Raw genomic sequence first — 14,777 nt, 5'->3', positions numbered from 1 at the left:
CAGCCTATCGGCCGCCGCTCGGCTCGGCTCAGCCGACACCAGGAGGACCAGTGAGTGACGCGCCAGGCCCCGACCAGGCCGGGCCGCAGACGCAGCTCCCCGAGTCGCCGCCCGTCATGCGCCCCGCGAGTGACGACGCGTCAGGCCGCGATCAGGCCGGGCCGGAGACGCAGCGTCCCGAGCCTCCGTCCCGGCCGCCGCTGCCGCCGACCGCGCCCGAGCGCGGCGGCCCGCGCGCGCTGATCCTGGGCATCTCGGGGCTCGTGCTGACGTTCCTGTTCCTCCCCGCCGGGCTGCTGCTGTCCGTCGCGGCGGTGGTCACGGGCGTGCGGTCCCGCAAGCGGGCCCGGCGGGTGCTGGCCCCGGCGCCGGGCGCGATCGCCGGCGCGGTCCTCGGTTCGATCGGGCTGGTCTTCTGCGCCTTCTCGATCGTGCTGACCGCCGTGATGTGGAACGAGCTGAGCGGCTACACGAAGTGCCGCGAGTCGGCCCTCACCGTCGACGACAAGCAGACCTGCCAGAACACGTACTTCCCGAAGATCGAGCGCCGACTGCACATGCCGAAGGACTCGCTGCACCGGTACGACTCCTGGTTCTGAGCCGGTCGTTCGACGCCCGCCGACCGCAGGAGCGCACCCGTCAGCGCGGCTGCCTCCTGCGCCGCTCGTCGATCGGGATGACCCCCTCGGGCAGCGAGGGCTCGTCGATCGACGCCAGCACCGGCTCCGGGTCCTCGAACTCGACCTCCTCGGTCTCCGGCTCGTCGGCCGGGGCGGCCTCGGCGGGCGGAACGCGCCGCAACACCCGCCAGTTGGCGATCCAGGCGGCGATCGCGGCCGAGACGCCCACCTCCAGCGCGGCCAGGAGCCCGGTCTGCCACGCGGAGGGCCCCATGACGGCCATCCGCCCGCCGCCGAGCGGCCCGCCCGACAGCGCCGCCAGGAAGGCGATCACGCCGGCGGTCAGCACCCCGGACACGAACCCCCACAGCGGCGCCGCCTCGGTCGTCGACGTGGGCAGGTACCGGATCGTGAAGACGCCGCCGACGGCGCCGGCGATGAACGGCACGGCCAGTGCGAACAACGAGATGATCGGCGCCGGTCCCGGCTCCGGAAGCGCGGCGAGCGGCGGGAACGCCGGGATCATGCCGACGAACACGCCGGACGGCGACACGCTCGTACCCGCCCCCACCGAGAAACCCGGGCCCACCGCGTACGCGACCGCCCACAGCGCCGCGTTGGGCAGGTAGACGAGTCCGATGAGGAACACCAGGATGCCCCCGACCACGCCCGGCTTGAGGACGTCGAAGAGGTTCTTGGCCTGCGGCAGGTGGTACAGCAGGGAGGCCAGGAAGATCAGGATCCCGGAGCCGAGCAGCACGGCGGTCGCTCCGGTGGCCCCGGCGGCCACCGAGCGGGCGCGCCGGGGCAGCAGCCCGAGCATCGCCACCCAGGGGGCGCGGTTGGTCGTCGAAACGAGGGCGCGCGCCGCCCCGAGGCCTCCGGCGCACAGGGCCAGGAGGAAGCACAGCAGCAGCGCCTGCCACGCCGACGGCCGTACGACCGACGAGCGCGCCGCGAGGGCGAGCAGCCCTGACAGCACCGCGTACGGGACGGCCAGGGCCAGCGCGGCGTGTACGACGCCGATCCGGTAACGGCCACGGACCCGCCCGGTCCGCGCGATCCATCCACCGCCGCGGAACAGCAGCGTGCCGGGCAGCACCATCAGCCCGAGCGGCAGCAGCCCCACCCGGCCGTGCGGTGCCGTGAACCCCGCGTGGTGGGACACGAGCCAGAACCCGACCGCCGTACGGAAGACGCCCGGCAGGCCGGTGCCGAGCGCGCTGCGCGGCGCGGCGATCCAGCCGATCAGCGTGATCGTGGTGAGCACGGTCAGGCCGATGCCCGCCGACCACACCGCGGCGACGATGCCGGTGACGGCGAGCGGCCGGGTGACGGGGTCGGCCACCAGGGGCGGTTCGACCTCGTCCAGGTCGTCGAAGTCCTCGTCGTCCAGATCCGGCTCGCCGTGCTCGGTGGTGGACATGGGGCGCTCACCGATCCTCACTCGCTCGCGGTCCACGGCCTCACCATGCTGGCAGCGCCGCACCGGCGATCTCGTGCACCCGCCCGGCGTGTCGCCCTTCCCTGCCGCCCGAAATGTCCCGGGTCACCCGCCGAGTCGGAGGCTGGACGCACACGCGGCCGATGGATGGACACACGCGAAGCCGGAGGGCGGCACACACGCGAAGACGCCCGTGCCGGGAAACCCCGGCAGAGCGTCTTCGGTGAGTGCCCGTGGATCAGGCGGACATGATGTCGCGCATGAGGCGGGCGGTCTCGCTCGGGGTCTTGCCGACCCGGACGCCGACCTTCTCCAGGGCCTCCTTCTTGGCCTGGGCGGTGCCGGACGAGCCGGAGACGATCGCGCCGGCGTGGCCCATCGTCTTGCCCTCGGGCGCGGTGAAGCCCGCGACGTACCCGACGACCGGCTTGGTGACGTGCTGCTCGATGTACGCGGCCGCGCGCTCCTCGGCGTCACCGCCGATCTCACCGATCATCACGATGGCGTCGGTCTCGGGGTCGGCCTGGAACGCCTCGAGGGCGTCGATGTGCGTGGTGCCGATGACCGGGTCACCGCCGATGCCGACGCACGTCGAGAAGCCGATGTCCCGCAGCTCGTACATCATCTGGTAGGTCAGCGTGCCCGACTTGCTGACCAGGCCGATGCGGCCGGGCGTGGTGATGTCGGCCGGGATGATGCCGGCGTTCGACTTGCCCGGCGAGGCGATGCCGGGGCAGTTGGGGCCGATGATGCGGGTCTTGCCGCCCTTCTCGACCGCGTGCGCCCAGGCCCAGGTGCTGTCGTGCACCGGGATGCCCTCGGTGATCACGATGCACAGCGGGATCTCCGCGTCGATGGCCTCGACGACGGCGTCCTTGGTGAACTTCGGCGGCACGAAGACCACGGACACGTCCGCGCCGGTCTGCTCCATCGCCTCGGCGACGGTGCCGAACACCGGCAGGTTCCGGCCCTCGTGCGTGACGGTCTGCCCGGCCTTGCGGGCGTTGACGCCGCCGACGACGTTCGTGCCGGCGCGCAGCATGCGGGCGGTGTGCTTGGAGCCCTCGCCGCCGGTCATCCCCTGGACGATGACCTTGCTGTTCTCGGTCAGCCAGATCGCCATCTCATGCCCCCTGCGCGGCCAGCTCGGCGGCACGACGCGCCGCTTCGTCCATCGTCTCTACCTGCTCGATGACCGGGATCGCGGCCTCATTGAGGATGCGCCGGCCCTCTTCTGCGTTGTTCCCGTCGAGCCGGACGACGATCGGCCGGTCGACGGTCTCGCCGCGGTCGCCCAGGAGCTTGACGGCCTGGACGATGCCGTTCGCGACGGCGTCACCGGAGGTGATGCCGCCGAACACGTTGATGAAGACGCTCTTGACGCTGGGGTCACCGAGCACGATCTCCATGCCGTTGGCCATGACCTCGGCCGAGGCGCCACCGCCGATGTCGAGGAAGTTGGCCGGCTTCTGCCCGCCGTACTGCTCGCCCGCGTAGGCGACGACGTCGAGCGTGGACATGACCAGGCCCGCGCCGTTGCCGATGATGCCGACGCTGCCGTCGAGCTTGACGTAGTTGAGGTCCTTCTCCTTGGCCTTCGCCTCGAGCGGGTCGGTCGCGGCCTTGTCCTCCAGCGCCGCGTGCTCCGCCTGGCGGAAGGTCGCGTTGTCGTCGAGGGTGACCTTGCCGTCGAGGGCCATGACCCGGCCGTCCGCCGTGAGGATCAGCGGGTTCACCTCGACCAGGGTGGCGTCCTCGTCGACGAAGGCGGCCCACAGCCGCTCGATGAGCTCGGCCGCGCCCTCCAGGGCCTCGGCCGGCAGCCGCCCGGCGCTCGCGATCTCACGGGCCTTGGCCCGGTCGACACCGGCCAGCGCCGAGATCGCCACCTTGGCCACCGCGTCCGGGTTGGTCGCGGCGACCTCCTCGATCTCCATGCCGCCCTCGACCGAGCAGATCGACAGGAACGTCCGGTTCGCGCGGTCGAGCAGGAAAGAGAAGTAGTACTCCTGGGCGATGGCGCTGGCCTCTTCGACGAGGACCTTGTGGACCGTGTGGCCCTTGATGTCCATGCCGAGGATCTGCCGCGCCTTCTCCTCGGCGTCGGCGGGTGAGTCGGCCACCTTCACGCCGCCGGCCTTGCCACGGCCGCCGGTCTTCACCTGCGCCTTGACGACGACGCGCGAGGTGCCGGCCGCGGCGAACTCCTCGGCGATCGCGCGGGCCTCCTCCGGCGTCGTGGCGATCTTGCCGGTGGGGACCGGGACGCCGTACTCCGCGAAGAGCTCCTTCGCCTGATGTTCGAACAGGTCCACGGGGGTCCGTCCTTAACGGGATCGACAGATAACGACCGCGTCCAGCGGTCCGCTCCGACCAGGCAGCCTAGTCCTTCCGGCGTACACGCCGGGCCGTGGGTCCGGCGGAGCCCGTTCGGTAGATGACGGGCGGGTAAGGAACTGATGTCGTCAAAGTGGCCGTCAGGCTTTGGTGTACTGGAACGCCAAGGATTGCAGGAGCCGTCGGTGAGACACGACAGGGTACGGGGGGTGCGCCGGTGACGCGGATGACGGCACGGAGGGTGCGCCGCGTCGCCCTCCTCCTCATCGTGGCCGCGCTCAGCGCGACCTGCGCCGCGACCCTGCCCCGGGCCGGCGACCCGCCATGGCGCAGCCCCGGCCTGATCGGCACGGGCTGGCCGTTCGCCCGCGTCGCGGTCACCCCGGATGAGGCGGCGGGCGCGGCGTACATCCCGGGCAGCGCCGTCCTGCTGCTCCCGGACGGCAGGGCGCGGCTGATCCCGTTCGGCGGGCGGGCGCCGGAGACGCTGCGCCGCGACGATCCCCGGGTGGCCGACGCGGTGCGCTCCGACCAGGCGTGGCTGGCCTCGGGCGCGGTGCCCGGCCGCACGGCCGAGGAGCGCGAGGCGGCCGGCCGCGCCCTGCTCGACCTGCGCATGCTGACGCTGCCGAACGGCGCCTCCACCGCGTCCTGGTACGGCGCGTGGAACTACGTGTGGCCGCGCGACGGCGCGTTCACCGCGGCGGCGTTCGCCGCCACCGGTCACGGCGGCGACGCCCAGCGGGTGCTGTACTTCCTCGCCCGCGCCCAGGCCCCGACGGGACTGTGGGCCGCCCGGTACCTGCCCGACGGCACGGCCGTCGCGGACGGCCGGGAGGTCCAGCTCGACAGCCTCGGCTGGGTGCTGTGGGCGACCTGGTTCCTGTACGAGAAGGACCCGGCGGCGGCCAATCTGGACACGCTGTGGCCGATGGTCCGCCGTGCGGCCAACCGGTCGGCGTCCGCCCTGCGCGCCGACGGCCTGCCGCCGCCGTCGCCGGACTACTGGGAGCGCAGCCCGTCGCGGGAGCAGGCGCCGCACGCGGCGACGCTCGGCGTCTGCGCGCCCATGCTGGCCGGGTTGCGGGCCGCCGCCGCACTGGCCGGCGCCCGTGGCGACGCCGACGCGGCGCAGCGCTGGGACCGGGCCGCCGACCGGCTGGCCGCCGGCATCGAGCGGCGGTTCGCACCGTACGGCTATCCGCGGTCACCGATCCGCGGCGGCGCGGTGGACGCCTCCGTCGCCTTCCTGGCCCCGCCGTTCGGGACACCCGCGCCGGGCGTACTGTCCGCGGTGGCCCGGATCCGGGACCGGCTGCGGCTGCCGTACGGCGGGGCGGTGCCCGGCGAGGTGTTCGGCGCCAGCGCCGCGTGGACCCCAGAGACGGGCCTGTTCGCGCTCGAGGCCGCGGCGACCGGCGACACCAAGGGCGTACGGGACTGGCTCGGCTGGCTGATCACGCACCGGACCTCGCTGGGGTCCTTCCCGGAGAAGGTCGACGACCACGGCAACCAGGCCGGGGTCGCCCCGCTCGGCTGGACCTCGTCGCTGGTCGTCCTGGCGCTCGCGGCCGAGGCCTCTCCCCTGCCCGTCCCGCCGAGCTGAGCGGTCGGCGCCCATCCCGCGCGCCGCCGCCGGAGCGGAAGGCGCTCCTCTACATCGTCACGCTCAGTCCTCGCCGACGTTGGCGCGGACCCAATCGACGATCTCGTGGGTGGTCGCGCCGGGCGTGAAGACCTTCGCGACGCCGAGCTTCTCCAGCTCGGGGATGTCGGCGTCGGGGATGATGCCGCCGACGAAGGCGGTGATGTCGAGGGCGTCGCGGTCCTTGAGCAGCTCCAGGACCTTGGCGCACAGCGTCATGTGCGCGCCGGACAGGATGGACAGCCCGATGCCGTCGGCGTCCTCCTGCAGCGCCGCCTCGACGATCTGCTCGGGGGTCTGGTGCAGCCCGGTGTAGATGACCTCCATGCCGGCGTCGCGCAGCGCACGGGCGACGACCTTCGCGCCGCGATCATGACCGTCGAGACCGGGCTTGGCGATGACGACGCGGATCGGACCCGCCATTACTGCCTCCTACCGGGGTGCATGAGATGTTCCGCAGGTTAGTCGTACCACGCGCGGCCGCGCCGACGGCCCCGCGCTCCGGCCTGGTACGGCACCCGGCGGACCGCCGTCAAACGTGGACGATGCGCCGCGGGCGGCGGCGCGACGCCGAGCTTCCTGGCCGGCTTCGACGTGCCGCCGCCCGACACACCGCACGCTCTCCGGCGGCCGTCCGATGGACTGCGCCGAACCTGGCTGCGCTCCCGGACGAGCTCACGGCCGACGTTTCCGGTGGCGCCGGTGACCAGGATCGCGGCCTCGGCGGGCGGCCGCGTCGTCACCGCGCACAACCGGCCGTCCACCAGACCGCACGCCGCTCCTGGGGTTCGCGGGCGGGTGCCGGCGGATCAGGCGGCGGGGCGCGGCGGCGTGGTGAGCCAGGTGCAGCCCTTCGGGTCTCGGCGGCGAGGCGTGTAGGTGGCGCAGGCCGTCACCACGGAGGTCTTGGCGGGGTTGCCCTGCTGGGCGTACGGGCCGCCGGCGGAGGGGTGGTCGCAGTCCGGCAGTACCGCCGGGTCGCTGCGCGGCCGTCCCCACGAGGAGGCGTTGTTCTGCCAGCAGTTGCCGTCGCCCTGTTCGTCCCACCAGAAGTCGACGCCGTTCGGCGCGCGCCCGCCGGAGGGCGTCACGCCCATCAGGTTGCCGACGTACCGGTTGCCGTGCGAGGTGTCCCGCTGCTTGGCGGGGTCGGTCTCGCCCCGGCGGCTCGCCGGGATCCAGTGCTGCGCGATGCCGTAGCGCCAGTTGTCGTAGACGAAGTTGCTCGCGTAGGTGTTCTCGTCGCCGCCCGCCAGCAGCATGCCGGTGCCGACCGGGACCGCCCGTGCCGGGCACTTCGTCCCGCAGTCACGGTAGGGGTCGGCGTTGTTGCCGAACACCCGGTTGGCGACGAACATCGCGTGGTTCTGCGGCATGCCCACCGCCTGCACGCTGCTGTCGAGCACCGCACCGGTGGCGTTGCCGGAGAACTCGTTGTCGTGGACGTACACCGAGTCGCCGGCCGTCCCGGAGTAGCCGACGAGGTTGCCGTGGGAGCGGCAGCCGCGGATCTCCACGGACAGCCGATTACCGCGCTGGTCGGAGGCGGAGGCCGTGGCGATGCCCGCGTCACCGTTGCCGGCCGCCTCGCAGTCGGCGATCACTCCGTGGTCGGTGCCGTACGCCGCGATTCCGTGCTCGCGGTCGTTCAGCGCGGCGACCCGGTCGAGGACGAATCCGTCGGTCTCGACGACGGCGACGCCGTCCTCGGCGAAGCCCTTGACCGTGATGTTGCGCAGGTAGAAGCCGTCGGCGCGGTCGGCGCGGATGCCGATCGGCTTGTCGCCCTCGACGACGACCCCGGCGCCGACGCCCTCGATCTGGAGGTCGCCCAGCCCGGAGACGCTGATCAGGTTCCGCAGGTGCGGGCAGGCCCGCTGCTGCTCGTACGACAGGGTGGCCTGGCCGGCGAGCGCGCTGCACGGTTTGGACGGGGTGGCCAGACTCGGCCGCTCCTGGTAGGTGCCCGGCAGGACGTAGATCGTCGTGCCGCGCTGCCGGACGGCGTCGACGGCCGCCTGGATGTCGTGGTAGGCGCACTCCCCGGCCAGTTGCTGCGCCACGCCGGTGAGGTTCTCGCCCGGTTTGCAGACGACCAGCCTCGGCGTGGCCGGAGCCGGCCGGTAGGCGGGCACGTGGTACGTGCCGGCCGGAGGCGCGACCGGCCGGTAGGCGGAGGCCGCGGCGGGCGACGCCAGGACCGATGACGTGAGAACGGCCGTGCTCAGCGCGGACACGACCGCGACAAGGAGACGCCGCACGAACCGCCCCATTTTCCTCCCAACGGGCCGCAGTGCTCCCCACGTGCATCATGCAGGTCCACGCGTCTCATGTCGACGCCCGCATCCGGCCACGAAAGCCGTGAACTTTTTTTACAGCTTCTCGATCGGTGCGTACCGGAGGACGAAACGCTTGACCCCGTACTCGCCGCCGAAGTCGACGGTCGCCGCGGCCTTCTCCCCGGCCCCGTCGACCGCCACGACCGTACCGAGGCCGAACGAGTCATGGGAAACCCGGTCACCGGCGGACAGAGCGGGCACCGCGCGGTTGCCCGGTGAGCGCACCCCCGGCCGCTGGGCGAGCGACGCCATGGCCGGGGTGGCCTGCGCACCCTGACCGCCGCCCTTCCACTCGACGAGCTTGTCGGGGATCTCGGAGAGGAACCGCGACGGCGGGTTGTACGAGGGGGCGCCCCACGAGCTGCGCATCGTCGCGCGGGAGACGTAGAGCCGCTGCCGGGCGCGGGTGATGCCGACGTACGCGAGCCGCCGCTCCTCCTCCAGCTGCTTGGCGTCGCCGAGCGAGCGCAGGTGGGGGAAGACGCCGTCCTCCATCCCGGTGAGGAACACGACCGGGAACTCCAGGCCCTTGGCGGTGTGCAGCGTCATCAGCGTCACGACGCCCTCCTGGCCACGGTCGCTGGGCGGCACGACGCCCGCCTCCCCGCCGGGGATCTGGTCGGCGTCGGCGACCAGCGCCACCTGCTCCAGGAACTCGACGAGGCGTCCCTCGGCACCGGTGGGCGCCGCGGCCTCCTCCTCGTCATCGGCCGGGGCGGCCGGGGCGGCCACCCCGGCGGCGAGGCGCTCCTCGAACTCGGCCGCCACCGACTCCAGCTCGCGGAGGTTCTCGATGCGGGTCTCGTCCTGCGGGTCGCGGGAGGCCTCCAGCTCCGCGAGGTAGCCACTCCTGGTCAGGATCGCCTCGATCAGCTCGGTCGGCGTCGCGGTGTCGACCATCTCGCCCAGCTCGTCCAGGAGCGCGACGAAGTCCTTGATCTGCTTCAGCGAGCGGGTGGCGATGCCGGGGGCCTCCTCGGCGCGGCGCAGCGCCTGCCAGAACGAGACGCGCTCGCGGCCGGCGAGGACCTCCACGCACGCCTCGGCCCGGTCACCGATGCCCCGCTTCGGAACGTTGAGGATGCGGCGGAGGCTGACGGCGTCCTCGGGGTTGGCGAGCACCCGGAGGTAGGCGAGCAGGTCGCGGATCTCCTTGCGCTCGTAGAACCGGACACCGCCGACGACCTTGTACGGCAGGCCGACCCGGATGAAGACCTCTTCGAAGACACGCGACTGGGCGTTGGTGCGGTAGAACACCGCCACGTCCCCGGCCGCGACGCCCTCCTCGTCGCTGAGCCGGTCGATCTCCTGGGCGACGAAGGCCGCCTCGTCGTGCTCGTTGTCGGCGACGTATCCGGCGACCTTCGGGCCCTCGCCCTGGTCGGACCACAGGCGCTTGGGCTTGCGGTCGGCGTTGCGCTCGATCACCGCGTTGGCCGCCGACAGGATCGTCTGGGTCGAGCGGTAGTTCTGCTCGAGCAGGATGACGGCCGCGTCCGGGTAGTCGCGCTCGAACTCCAGGATGTTGCGGATCGTCGCGCCGCGGAAGGCGTAGATCGACTGGTCGGCGTCACCGACCACGCACAGCTCGGCGGGCGGCAGGTCGTCCTCGTCGCCGGGCTGCCCGACCAGCTCGCGGACCAGGACGTACTGCGCGTGGTTGGTGTCCTGGTACTCGTCGACCATGACGTGCCGGAACCGCCGCCGGTAGTGCTCGGCGACGTCGGGGAAGGCCTGCAGCAGGTTGACCGTCGTCATGATCAGGTCGTCGAAGTCCATCGCCCCGGCCTGCCGCAGCCGGGTCTGGTAGGTCTCGTACGCCTCGGCGAGGGTCTTCTCCATGTGCGTCGAGGCCTGACCGCGGAAGGTCTCGTAGTCGATCAGCTCGTTCTTCAGGTTGGAGACCTGGGCGGAGAAGCTCCGCGGCGGGTAACGCTTGGAATCCAGGTCGAGCTCGCGGCAGACCAGCGCCATCAGCCGCTGCGAGTCGGCCTGGTCGTAGATCGAGAAGCCGGACGGGAAGCCGAGCCGCTTCGCCTCCCGGCGCAGGATCCGCACGCAGGCGGAGTGGAACGTCATCACCCACATCGCCCGTGACCGCGGCCCGACAAGCGCGTCGACGCGCTCCTTCATCTCCCCGGCGGCCTTGTTGGTGAACGTGATCGCGAGGATCTCACCGGGCTGTACGCCCCGTTCCCCGAGCAGGTAGGCGATGCGGTGGGTGAGGACCCGGGTCTTACCCGACCCCGCACCCGCGACGATCAGCAGCGGACCGCCCTGATGGGCGACCGCCGCGCGCTGGGCGTCGTTGAGGCCGTCAAGGAGAGGGTGGCTTACGAGCATCGACACTCAAGGAAGGGTATTCCCTGACGCGGACACTGCGAGTCCGATGCGCCCATCCGGCCCCACTGGACACCGCGTTTCGCGAGGTCGTGCGCTGCCGACGGGCTCCGGAGATCGAACGCCACCGCGTGGGTGTCACGTCTTTCGGAAGTCGTACGCGTCGTGGGTCTCGCGCGGAGGTCGTGCGCCACCGCGCGGGGTGGGCGTCAGGTCTTGCGGAAGTCGTACGCCTCGTAGGCCGCGCGGGCGACGGCGGCGACGTCGGCTCCCCCGGCCGACGCCGAGGCCGCCGCGACGGCGCCCTCGACGAAGGGCGCGTCGGCCAGCACGATGTCCGTCTCGGACTCGCCGGGACTGCCGGCGCGGGTGTCCTCGAGATCCTCCAGGTACGTCCGGGCGGTCAGCACCGAGGAGCCGAGGTCGGCGATCAGCACGACCCCGGCGCCGCCGTCGGCCTCCCGTACGGCCCGCTCGACCAGGTCGATGCTGGTGCCCAGTCCGCCCTCGCCGTCGCCTCCGGCGGGCCGTACGGTGACCTCGCCGACGCCCATCTGGGCGGCGAGTTCGGCGGCCCCCTCGGCCAGCGCCCGGCTGTGCGAGATCAGCACGATTCCCACGGTGCTCATGGACCCGATGTTGCCGCATATATCGGTATCTGGTGCACAGCACCCCGCCCCGACGGTGCTCCGTCAGGCACCCGCACGGCCACGCACTCGGTCAGACGGTGCCGTCCGGGAGGAGGCTCTGGCGCTGCTGCCGCATTCTCTCGAGTTCCTCCGGGCTGAGCATGGCCGCCGCCTCGGCCCGCTGCCGCTGGAGCTCCTCGACCTCGGCCGTGGTCAGCCTGGCCATCACCTCTTCTCGCTGCCGCGTCATCTGCTCGAGCTGCTCGGGTGTCAATCTGCGGTCCATCGCGACCATCCCTTCGATCAGTTCGACGAGTTCCTCGGCCGACGGGCCGGCCCCCTCGTCGTCCGGGGCCAGCGCGTCGATGACGCGCAGCAGGGTCCGGCGGAGCCGCTGGGCCGCCGCGATGCGTTCCTCGGTCTGTTCGAGCTGCCGGCGCAGCAGCCCCCGCAGATCGGTTCCCGCCCCGTCGAGCACTTCGGCGATCTCGGCCAGCGACAGCCCGAATCCCCGCAGGGCGAGGATCCGGTGCAGACGCCGGACCTCGGCCGGGCCGTAGCACCGCCGCCCCGCGCCGTCCCGGGCGGGCGAGAGCAGGCCGAGCCGGTCGTAGTGGTGCAGGGCCCGTACGGTCAGCCCGGTGCTTCGGGCCAGCTCTCCCACGGACAGCGGCCGGTCCGGACCCGTCTCTGTCGGCGTCATGCTCCGGACGCTAGGCCGTGACGTCGCGTCAGGTGCAAGGCTCGCGTTCGAACGGCCCGGCGCCGCGTCGACCAGGTAGCGCCGCCGGATCGCGTCAAGGACAGGCCGCCAGGAGTCGATCCAGGGCGGCTCGGGCGGTCATCAGACCCGCCCGGTCACGGGCCGCCCGAAGGTCGCTTAACCGCGGCCCACCTCACGCACCGGCCGCCAGGAGGGCCTGGAGCCGATCCAGGGCGGCTCGGGCGGTCGCCAGGCCCGCCCGGTCGCGGGCCGCGCGGAGGTCGCTCAGCCGCGCGAGGCCGCCGATCACGACGTCGAGGGGCGGCCCGCTGGCCGTCATGCCCTCCCGACGGTCCTGGGGCGCGTCCTCGGCCGGACGTTCGAGGAACGGCTTGACCAGGCGGTGGTGGTGGTAGGTGTACGCGGCCGCGTGCGCCCGGCAGACCGCGAGGAACAGCCCCCCGTTCCGCCGGAGCCGCTCGCCGGCCGGTCCCGTCGCCGCCTCGCGGAGGAAGGCCTCGAGCAGCGGTTCGGCGAGGGCGGCGGCCCGCAGGGGGCCTTGGTCCTCGGGCGGGACGTAGGGGTACTTCTCGGCGAGGACGTGCTGGTAGAAGGGGTCCGTGGCGTCAGACAGCCCGAGCAGCAGGTCGATCTCGTTGATCGCGGCGAAGTCACCGGCGTTGGCGCCCCGATACTCCACCGTGCCGACGCGGTAGGTCTTGAAGTACGGGCGGATGTTGAGGAAGAACCGGTCTGCGTCGAGTTCGCCGCCGAGCGCCTGGTTGAACCGCAGCACGTCGTCGAGCGCCGCCCGCGCCTGTTCGAACAGGTATGTCGCCATCGGGCTCGAGACCCCCATCGGCGGGATCCGCCGCAGGGCGTCGGCCGCCCGCTGGTAGGCCAGGACCGCCAGCGCGTTGCCCCGGATGAACACCTCCTCGTCGGGGAGCGAGGTGAAGGTCAGGAACGTGCCGCGGACCGCCGGATTGTGGATCGACTGGTGCGCGAACACGAATCTGGGGGCGACGCCGAGCGACGAGCCGAGCCGGTTCGCGAGCGACCACGCGGTCGTGAGGGGCTCTCCGTCGGCGCCCACCTCGTGCCTGCGGCAGGCCGCCAGGTAGAAGCCGACGGCGCCGAGGAGCCGGTATCTCTCCCGGGCGTCGCCCGGGATCCGGCCGGTGCCGGCGACCCGGGCGATCAGCGTCCCGCCGTCCTCCAGGATCGCCTGTTTGGTCTTGTCGAGGTCAGGGCCGTCGAGGATCTCACTTCGCGCCGCGAAGTACGCCTCTTCCAGCTCGGTGTTGAGGTCGACGAACTCGTGCCTGAGCCATCGGTCCAACTCGTTGATCACTTCTTCCACGACCGGCCTCCGCGGTTCGGAAAAGAGGCAGGTCGCGGCGGATCCTCACGCCGCGCCCGCACGGTCACCGCGCCGCCGACACCTCACCGGGCCTCGCGGCGCACGCTCCACCCTGGCGCCCGTAACGGCCCGGCGAACAGGTCCAAAAGAGGCCTTCTCCACCGGTCCATAACCCGGCGCCGGCATCCCGCTCAGGCTCTGTCGGTCACCGCCTGAGGCGCCACTGCGGAGACGGGCGGGATTTTTCGGATTCCGGTTCCGTAAACGCGAACGCGTTAGCGGAATTACGACGCGGCATAACGGAAATCATTCCTTCGGGTCGCATTTGGCCGCCGCGATCGGGCGGCGGAGAAAGCGCATGTCCTTTCTGGACCGGACGGCTTTTCGATGATTACTTGGAGTCGCCCGCTCGATGCGAACGGTCGTCAACCGATCCATTGCGGCGAGAACTGGAATGGGTGACCCACCCGCCAGGGCACGAAGAATCGCACAACCGGAGGAAGACCATGACTGTCGACATATCTGCTGCCGACCGCCGTTTCTCGGGTACACCGCGTCCCCGCGGGCACCGGCCCGCTCCCGCCGGTACGGGGCGGCGGCTCTTCGCCGGCATCGGGCTCGCGGGCGCGATGGCCGGGGCGGCGGCCTTCGCGGCGGCGCCGGCAAGTGCGACGTCCGGGCTGGCGAACGGCAGCTTCGAGACGCCGGTGGTGAGGCCGGGGACCTTCCAGACCTTCGCCGGAGGACAGTTCATCGGGCCGTGGCGGGTGACCGGCGCAAGCGTCGACCTGATCGGAGCCGGCTTCTGGCAGGCCGCGGACGGACGCCAGTCGCTGGACCTGAGCGGCGGTGCCGCCGGCGGGGTCATCCAGACCTTCAGCACGCGCCCGGGCGTACGATACGAGGTGATCTATTCACTCGCCGGAAATCCGCAGGGCCCGCCCGCGGTGAAGACCGGACAGGTCTTCATCAACGGTGCTCTCGCCCAGAACTTCTCCTTCGACGTCACCGGCCACACCATCGCCAACATGGGATATGTCACGAGGGCGGTGACATTCCGCGCGACCGGCGTGTCCACCACCGTACAGTTCACCAGCACCACGAATACCGCCTTCGGCCCGGTCATCGACGACGTCGGAGTCGACCGCTGCGGATGCGGCGTACAAGGCGCCGAATAGGTCCCTCGGTCATGAGCACGCCGACCGGGCAGGGACCCCGGTCGTAGGTGCGTCAAACCGGACCCAGGTCATTTCGGTGTAAGGCGTCGGCGGGCACGAACGGTCGCCCGGCGACGCCTTTCGCCGTCCCCGCGGGCGCCCGTACGGCGGCCGCGCCGGGAGGTCTTCCCGGGCGTTCT

The 14,777-nt window shown here is 72.1% G+C and carries 13 protein-coding genes; 3 read left to right on the top strand and 10 right to left on the bottom strand.

The features are described from left to right. Positions 1-50 precede the first annotated feature (50 nt). Positions 51-599 (top strand): hypothetical protein, encoded by a 549-nt coding sequence (locus ABEA24_RS05305; RefSeq protein ID WP_345429471.1) that lies wholly within the window; start codon positions 51-53, stop codon positions 597-599. 40 nt (positions 600-639) lie between these two features. On the opposite strand, the gene ABEA24_RS05300 is transcribed toward ABEA24_RS05305, so the two are convergent. The 3 genes from ABEA24_RS05300 to sucC form a co-directional block, all read right to left on the bottom strand. Further along, positions 640-2,046: a cell division protein PerM gene (locus ABEA24_RS05300; protein WP_345429470.1), complete on the bottom strand. Its 1,407-nt coding sequence runs from the start codon at positions 2,044-2,046 to the stop codon at positions 640-642. 256 nt (positions 2,047-2,302) lie between these two features. Beyond that, on the bottom strand, positions 2,303-3,187 hold the full coding sequence (gene sucD, locus ABEA24_RS05295; RefSeq protein WP_345429469.1) for a succinate--CoA ligase subunit alpha: 885 nt from the start codon (positions 3,185-3,187) through the stop codon (positions 2,303-2,305). 1 nt (position 3,188) lies between these two features. Then, complete coding sequence (sucC, locus tag ABEA24_RS05290; protein ID WP_345429468.1) at positions 3,189-4,379, bottom strand: ADP-forming succinate--CoA ligase subunit beta; 1,191 nt, start codon at positions 4,377-4,379, stop codon at positions 3,189-3,191. Positions 4,380-4,627: 248 nt separating this feature from the next. Here sucC and ABEA24_RS05285 point away from each other — a divergent pair, with 248 nt between their 5' ends. Continuing rightward, entirely contained in the window at positions 4,628-6,007 is a 1,380-nt protein-coding gene (locus ABEA24_RS05285; RefSeq protein ID WP_345429467.1) for a glycoside hydrolase family 15 protein, read from the top strand. A gap of 63 nt (positions 6,008-6,070) precedes the next feature. Here the strand turns inward: ABEA24_RS05285 and icmB are convergent, their stop codons facing one another. From icmB to ABEA24_RS05250, 7 genes are all read right to left on the bottom strand, one after another. After that, positions 6,071-6,469 carry a coenzyme B12-dependent isobutyryl CoA mutase small subunit gene (gene icmB / locus ABEA24_RS05280; protein WP_345429466.1) on the bottom strand — a complete coding sequence of 133 codons (399 nt, stop codon included), beginning with the start codon at positions 6,467-6,469 and terminating at the stop codon, positions 6,071-6,073. A 38-nt stretch (positions 6,470-6,507) separates the two neighbouring features. Continuing rightward, entirely contained in the window at positions 6,508-6,810 is a 303-nt protein-coding gene (locus tag ABEA24_RS05275; protein ID WP_345429465.1) for a hypothetical protein, read from the bottom strand. A 45-nt stretch (positions 6,811-6,855) separates the two neighbouring features. Further along, on the bottom strand, positions 6,856-8,307 hold the full coding sequence (locus ABEA24_RS05270) for a right-handed parallel beta-helix repeat-containing protein (protein WP_345429464.1): 1,452 nt from the start codon (positions 8,305-8,307) through the stop codon (positions 6,856-6,858). Between the two features lie 111 nt (positions 8,308-8,418). Beyond that, positions 8,419-10,728: a DNA helicase PcrA gene (pcrA, locus tag ABEA24_RS05265; protein ID WP_345429619.1), complete on the bottom strand. Its 2,310-nt coding sequence runs from the start codon at positions 10,726-10,728 to the stop codon at positions 8,419-8,421. Between the two features lie 206 nt (positions 10,729-10,934). Beyond that, on the bottom strand, positions 10,935-11,354 hold the full coding sequence (gene dhaM / locus ABEA24_RS05260) for a dihydroxyacetone kinase phosphoryl donor subunit DhaM (RefSeq protein ID WP_345429463.1): 420 nt from the start codon (positions 11,352-11,354) through the stop codon (positions 10,935-10,937). A 91-nt stretch (positions 11,355-11,445) separates the two neighbouring features. After that, on the bottom strand, positions 11,446-12,057 hold the full coding sequence (locus tag ABEA24_RS05255) for a MerR family transcriptional regulator (protein ID WP_345429462.1): 612 nt from the start codon (positions 12,055-12,057) through the stop codon (positions 11,446-11,448). Positions 12,058-12,250: 193 nt separating this feature from the next. After that, complete coding sequence (locus tag ABEA24_RS05250; protein ID WP_345429461.1) at positions 12,251-13,420, bottom strand: monodechloroaminopyrrolnitrin synthase PrnB family protein; 1,170 nt, start codon at positions 13,418-13,420, stop codon at positions 12,251-12,253. Positions 13,421-13,926: 506 nt separating this feature from the next. On the opposite strand from ABEA24_RS05250, the gene ABEA24_RS05245 reads away from it, so the two are divergent. Continuing rightward, positions 13,927-14,598 (top strand): choice-of-anchor C family protein, encoded by a 672-nt coding sequence (locus ABEA24_RS05245; RefSeq protein ID WP_345429460.1) that lies wholly within the window; start codon positions 13,927-13,929, stop codon positions 14,596-14,598. The last annotated feature ends 179 nt before the right edge of the window (positions 14,599-14,777 follow it).

The organism is Actinoallomurus vinaceus (genome assembly GCF_039542055.1).
Taxonomy (GTDB): Bacteria; Actinomycetota; Actinomycetes; order Streptosporangiales; family Streptosporangiaceae; genus Actinoallomurus; species Actinoallomurus vinaceus.
The sequence above is the reverse complement of the archived record's forward strand: the minus strand, read 5'-3'. Positions and strand labels throughout refer to the sequence as shown.

What these genes read in the sequence shown, in the direction of transcription:
- sucD (WP_345429469.1), bottom strand. Translation starts at nt 3,187, where the DNA reads ATGGCGATCTGGCTGACCGAGAACAGCAAGGTCATCGTCCAGGGGATG.
- ABEA24_RS05245 (WP_345429460.1), top strand. Translation starts at nt 13,927, where the DNA reads ATGACTGTCGACATATCTGCTGCCGACCGCCGTTTCTCGGGTACACCG.
- icmB (WP_345429466.1), bottom strand. Translation starts at nt 6,469, where the DNA reads ATGGCGGGTCCGATCCGCGTCGTCATCGCCAAGCCCGGTCTCGACGGT.
- pcrA (WP_345429619.1), bottom strand. Translation starts at nt 10,728, where the DNA reads ATGCTCGTAAGCCACCCTCTCCTTGACGGCCTCAACGACGCCCAGCGC.
- dhaM (WP_345429463.1), bottom strand. Translation starts at nt 11,354, where the DNA reads ATGAGCACCGTGGGAATCGTGCTGATCTCGCACAGCCGGGCGCTGGCC.
- ABEA24_RS05255 (WP_345429462.1), bottom strand. Translation starts at nt 12,057, where the DNA reads ATGACGCCGACAGAGACGGGTCCGGACCGGCCGCTGTCCGTGGGAGAG.
- ABEA24_RS05300 (WP_345429470.1), bottom strand. Translation starts at nt 2,046, where the DNA reads ATGTCCACCACCGAGCACGGCGAGCCGGATCTGGACGACGAGGACTTC.
- ABEA24_RS05285 (WP_345429467.1), top strand. Translation starts at nt 4,628, where the DNA reads ATGACGGCACGGAGGGTGCGCCGCGTCGCCCTCCTCCTCATCGTGGCC.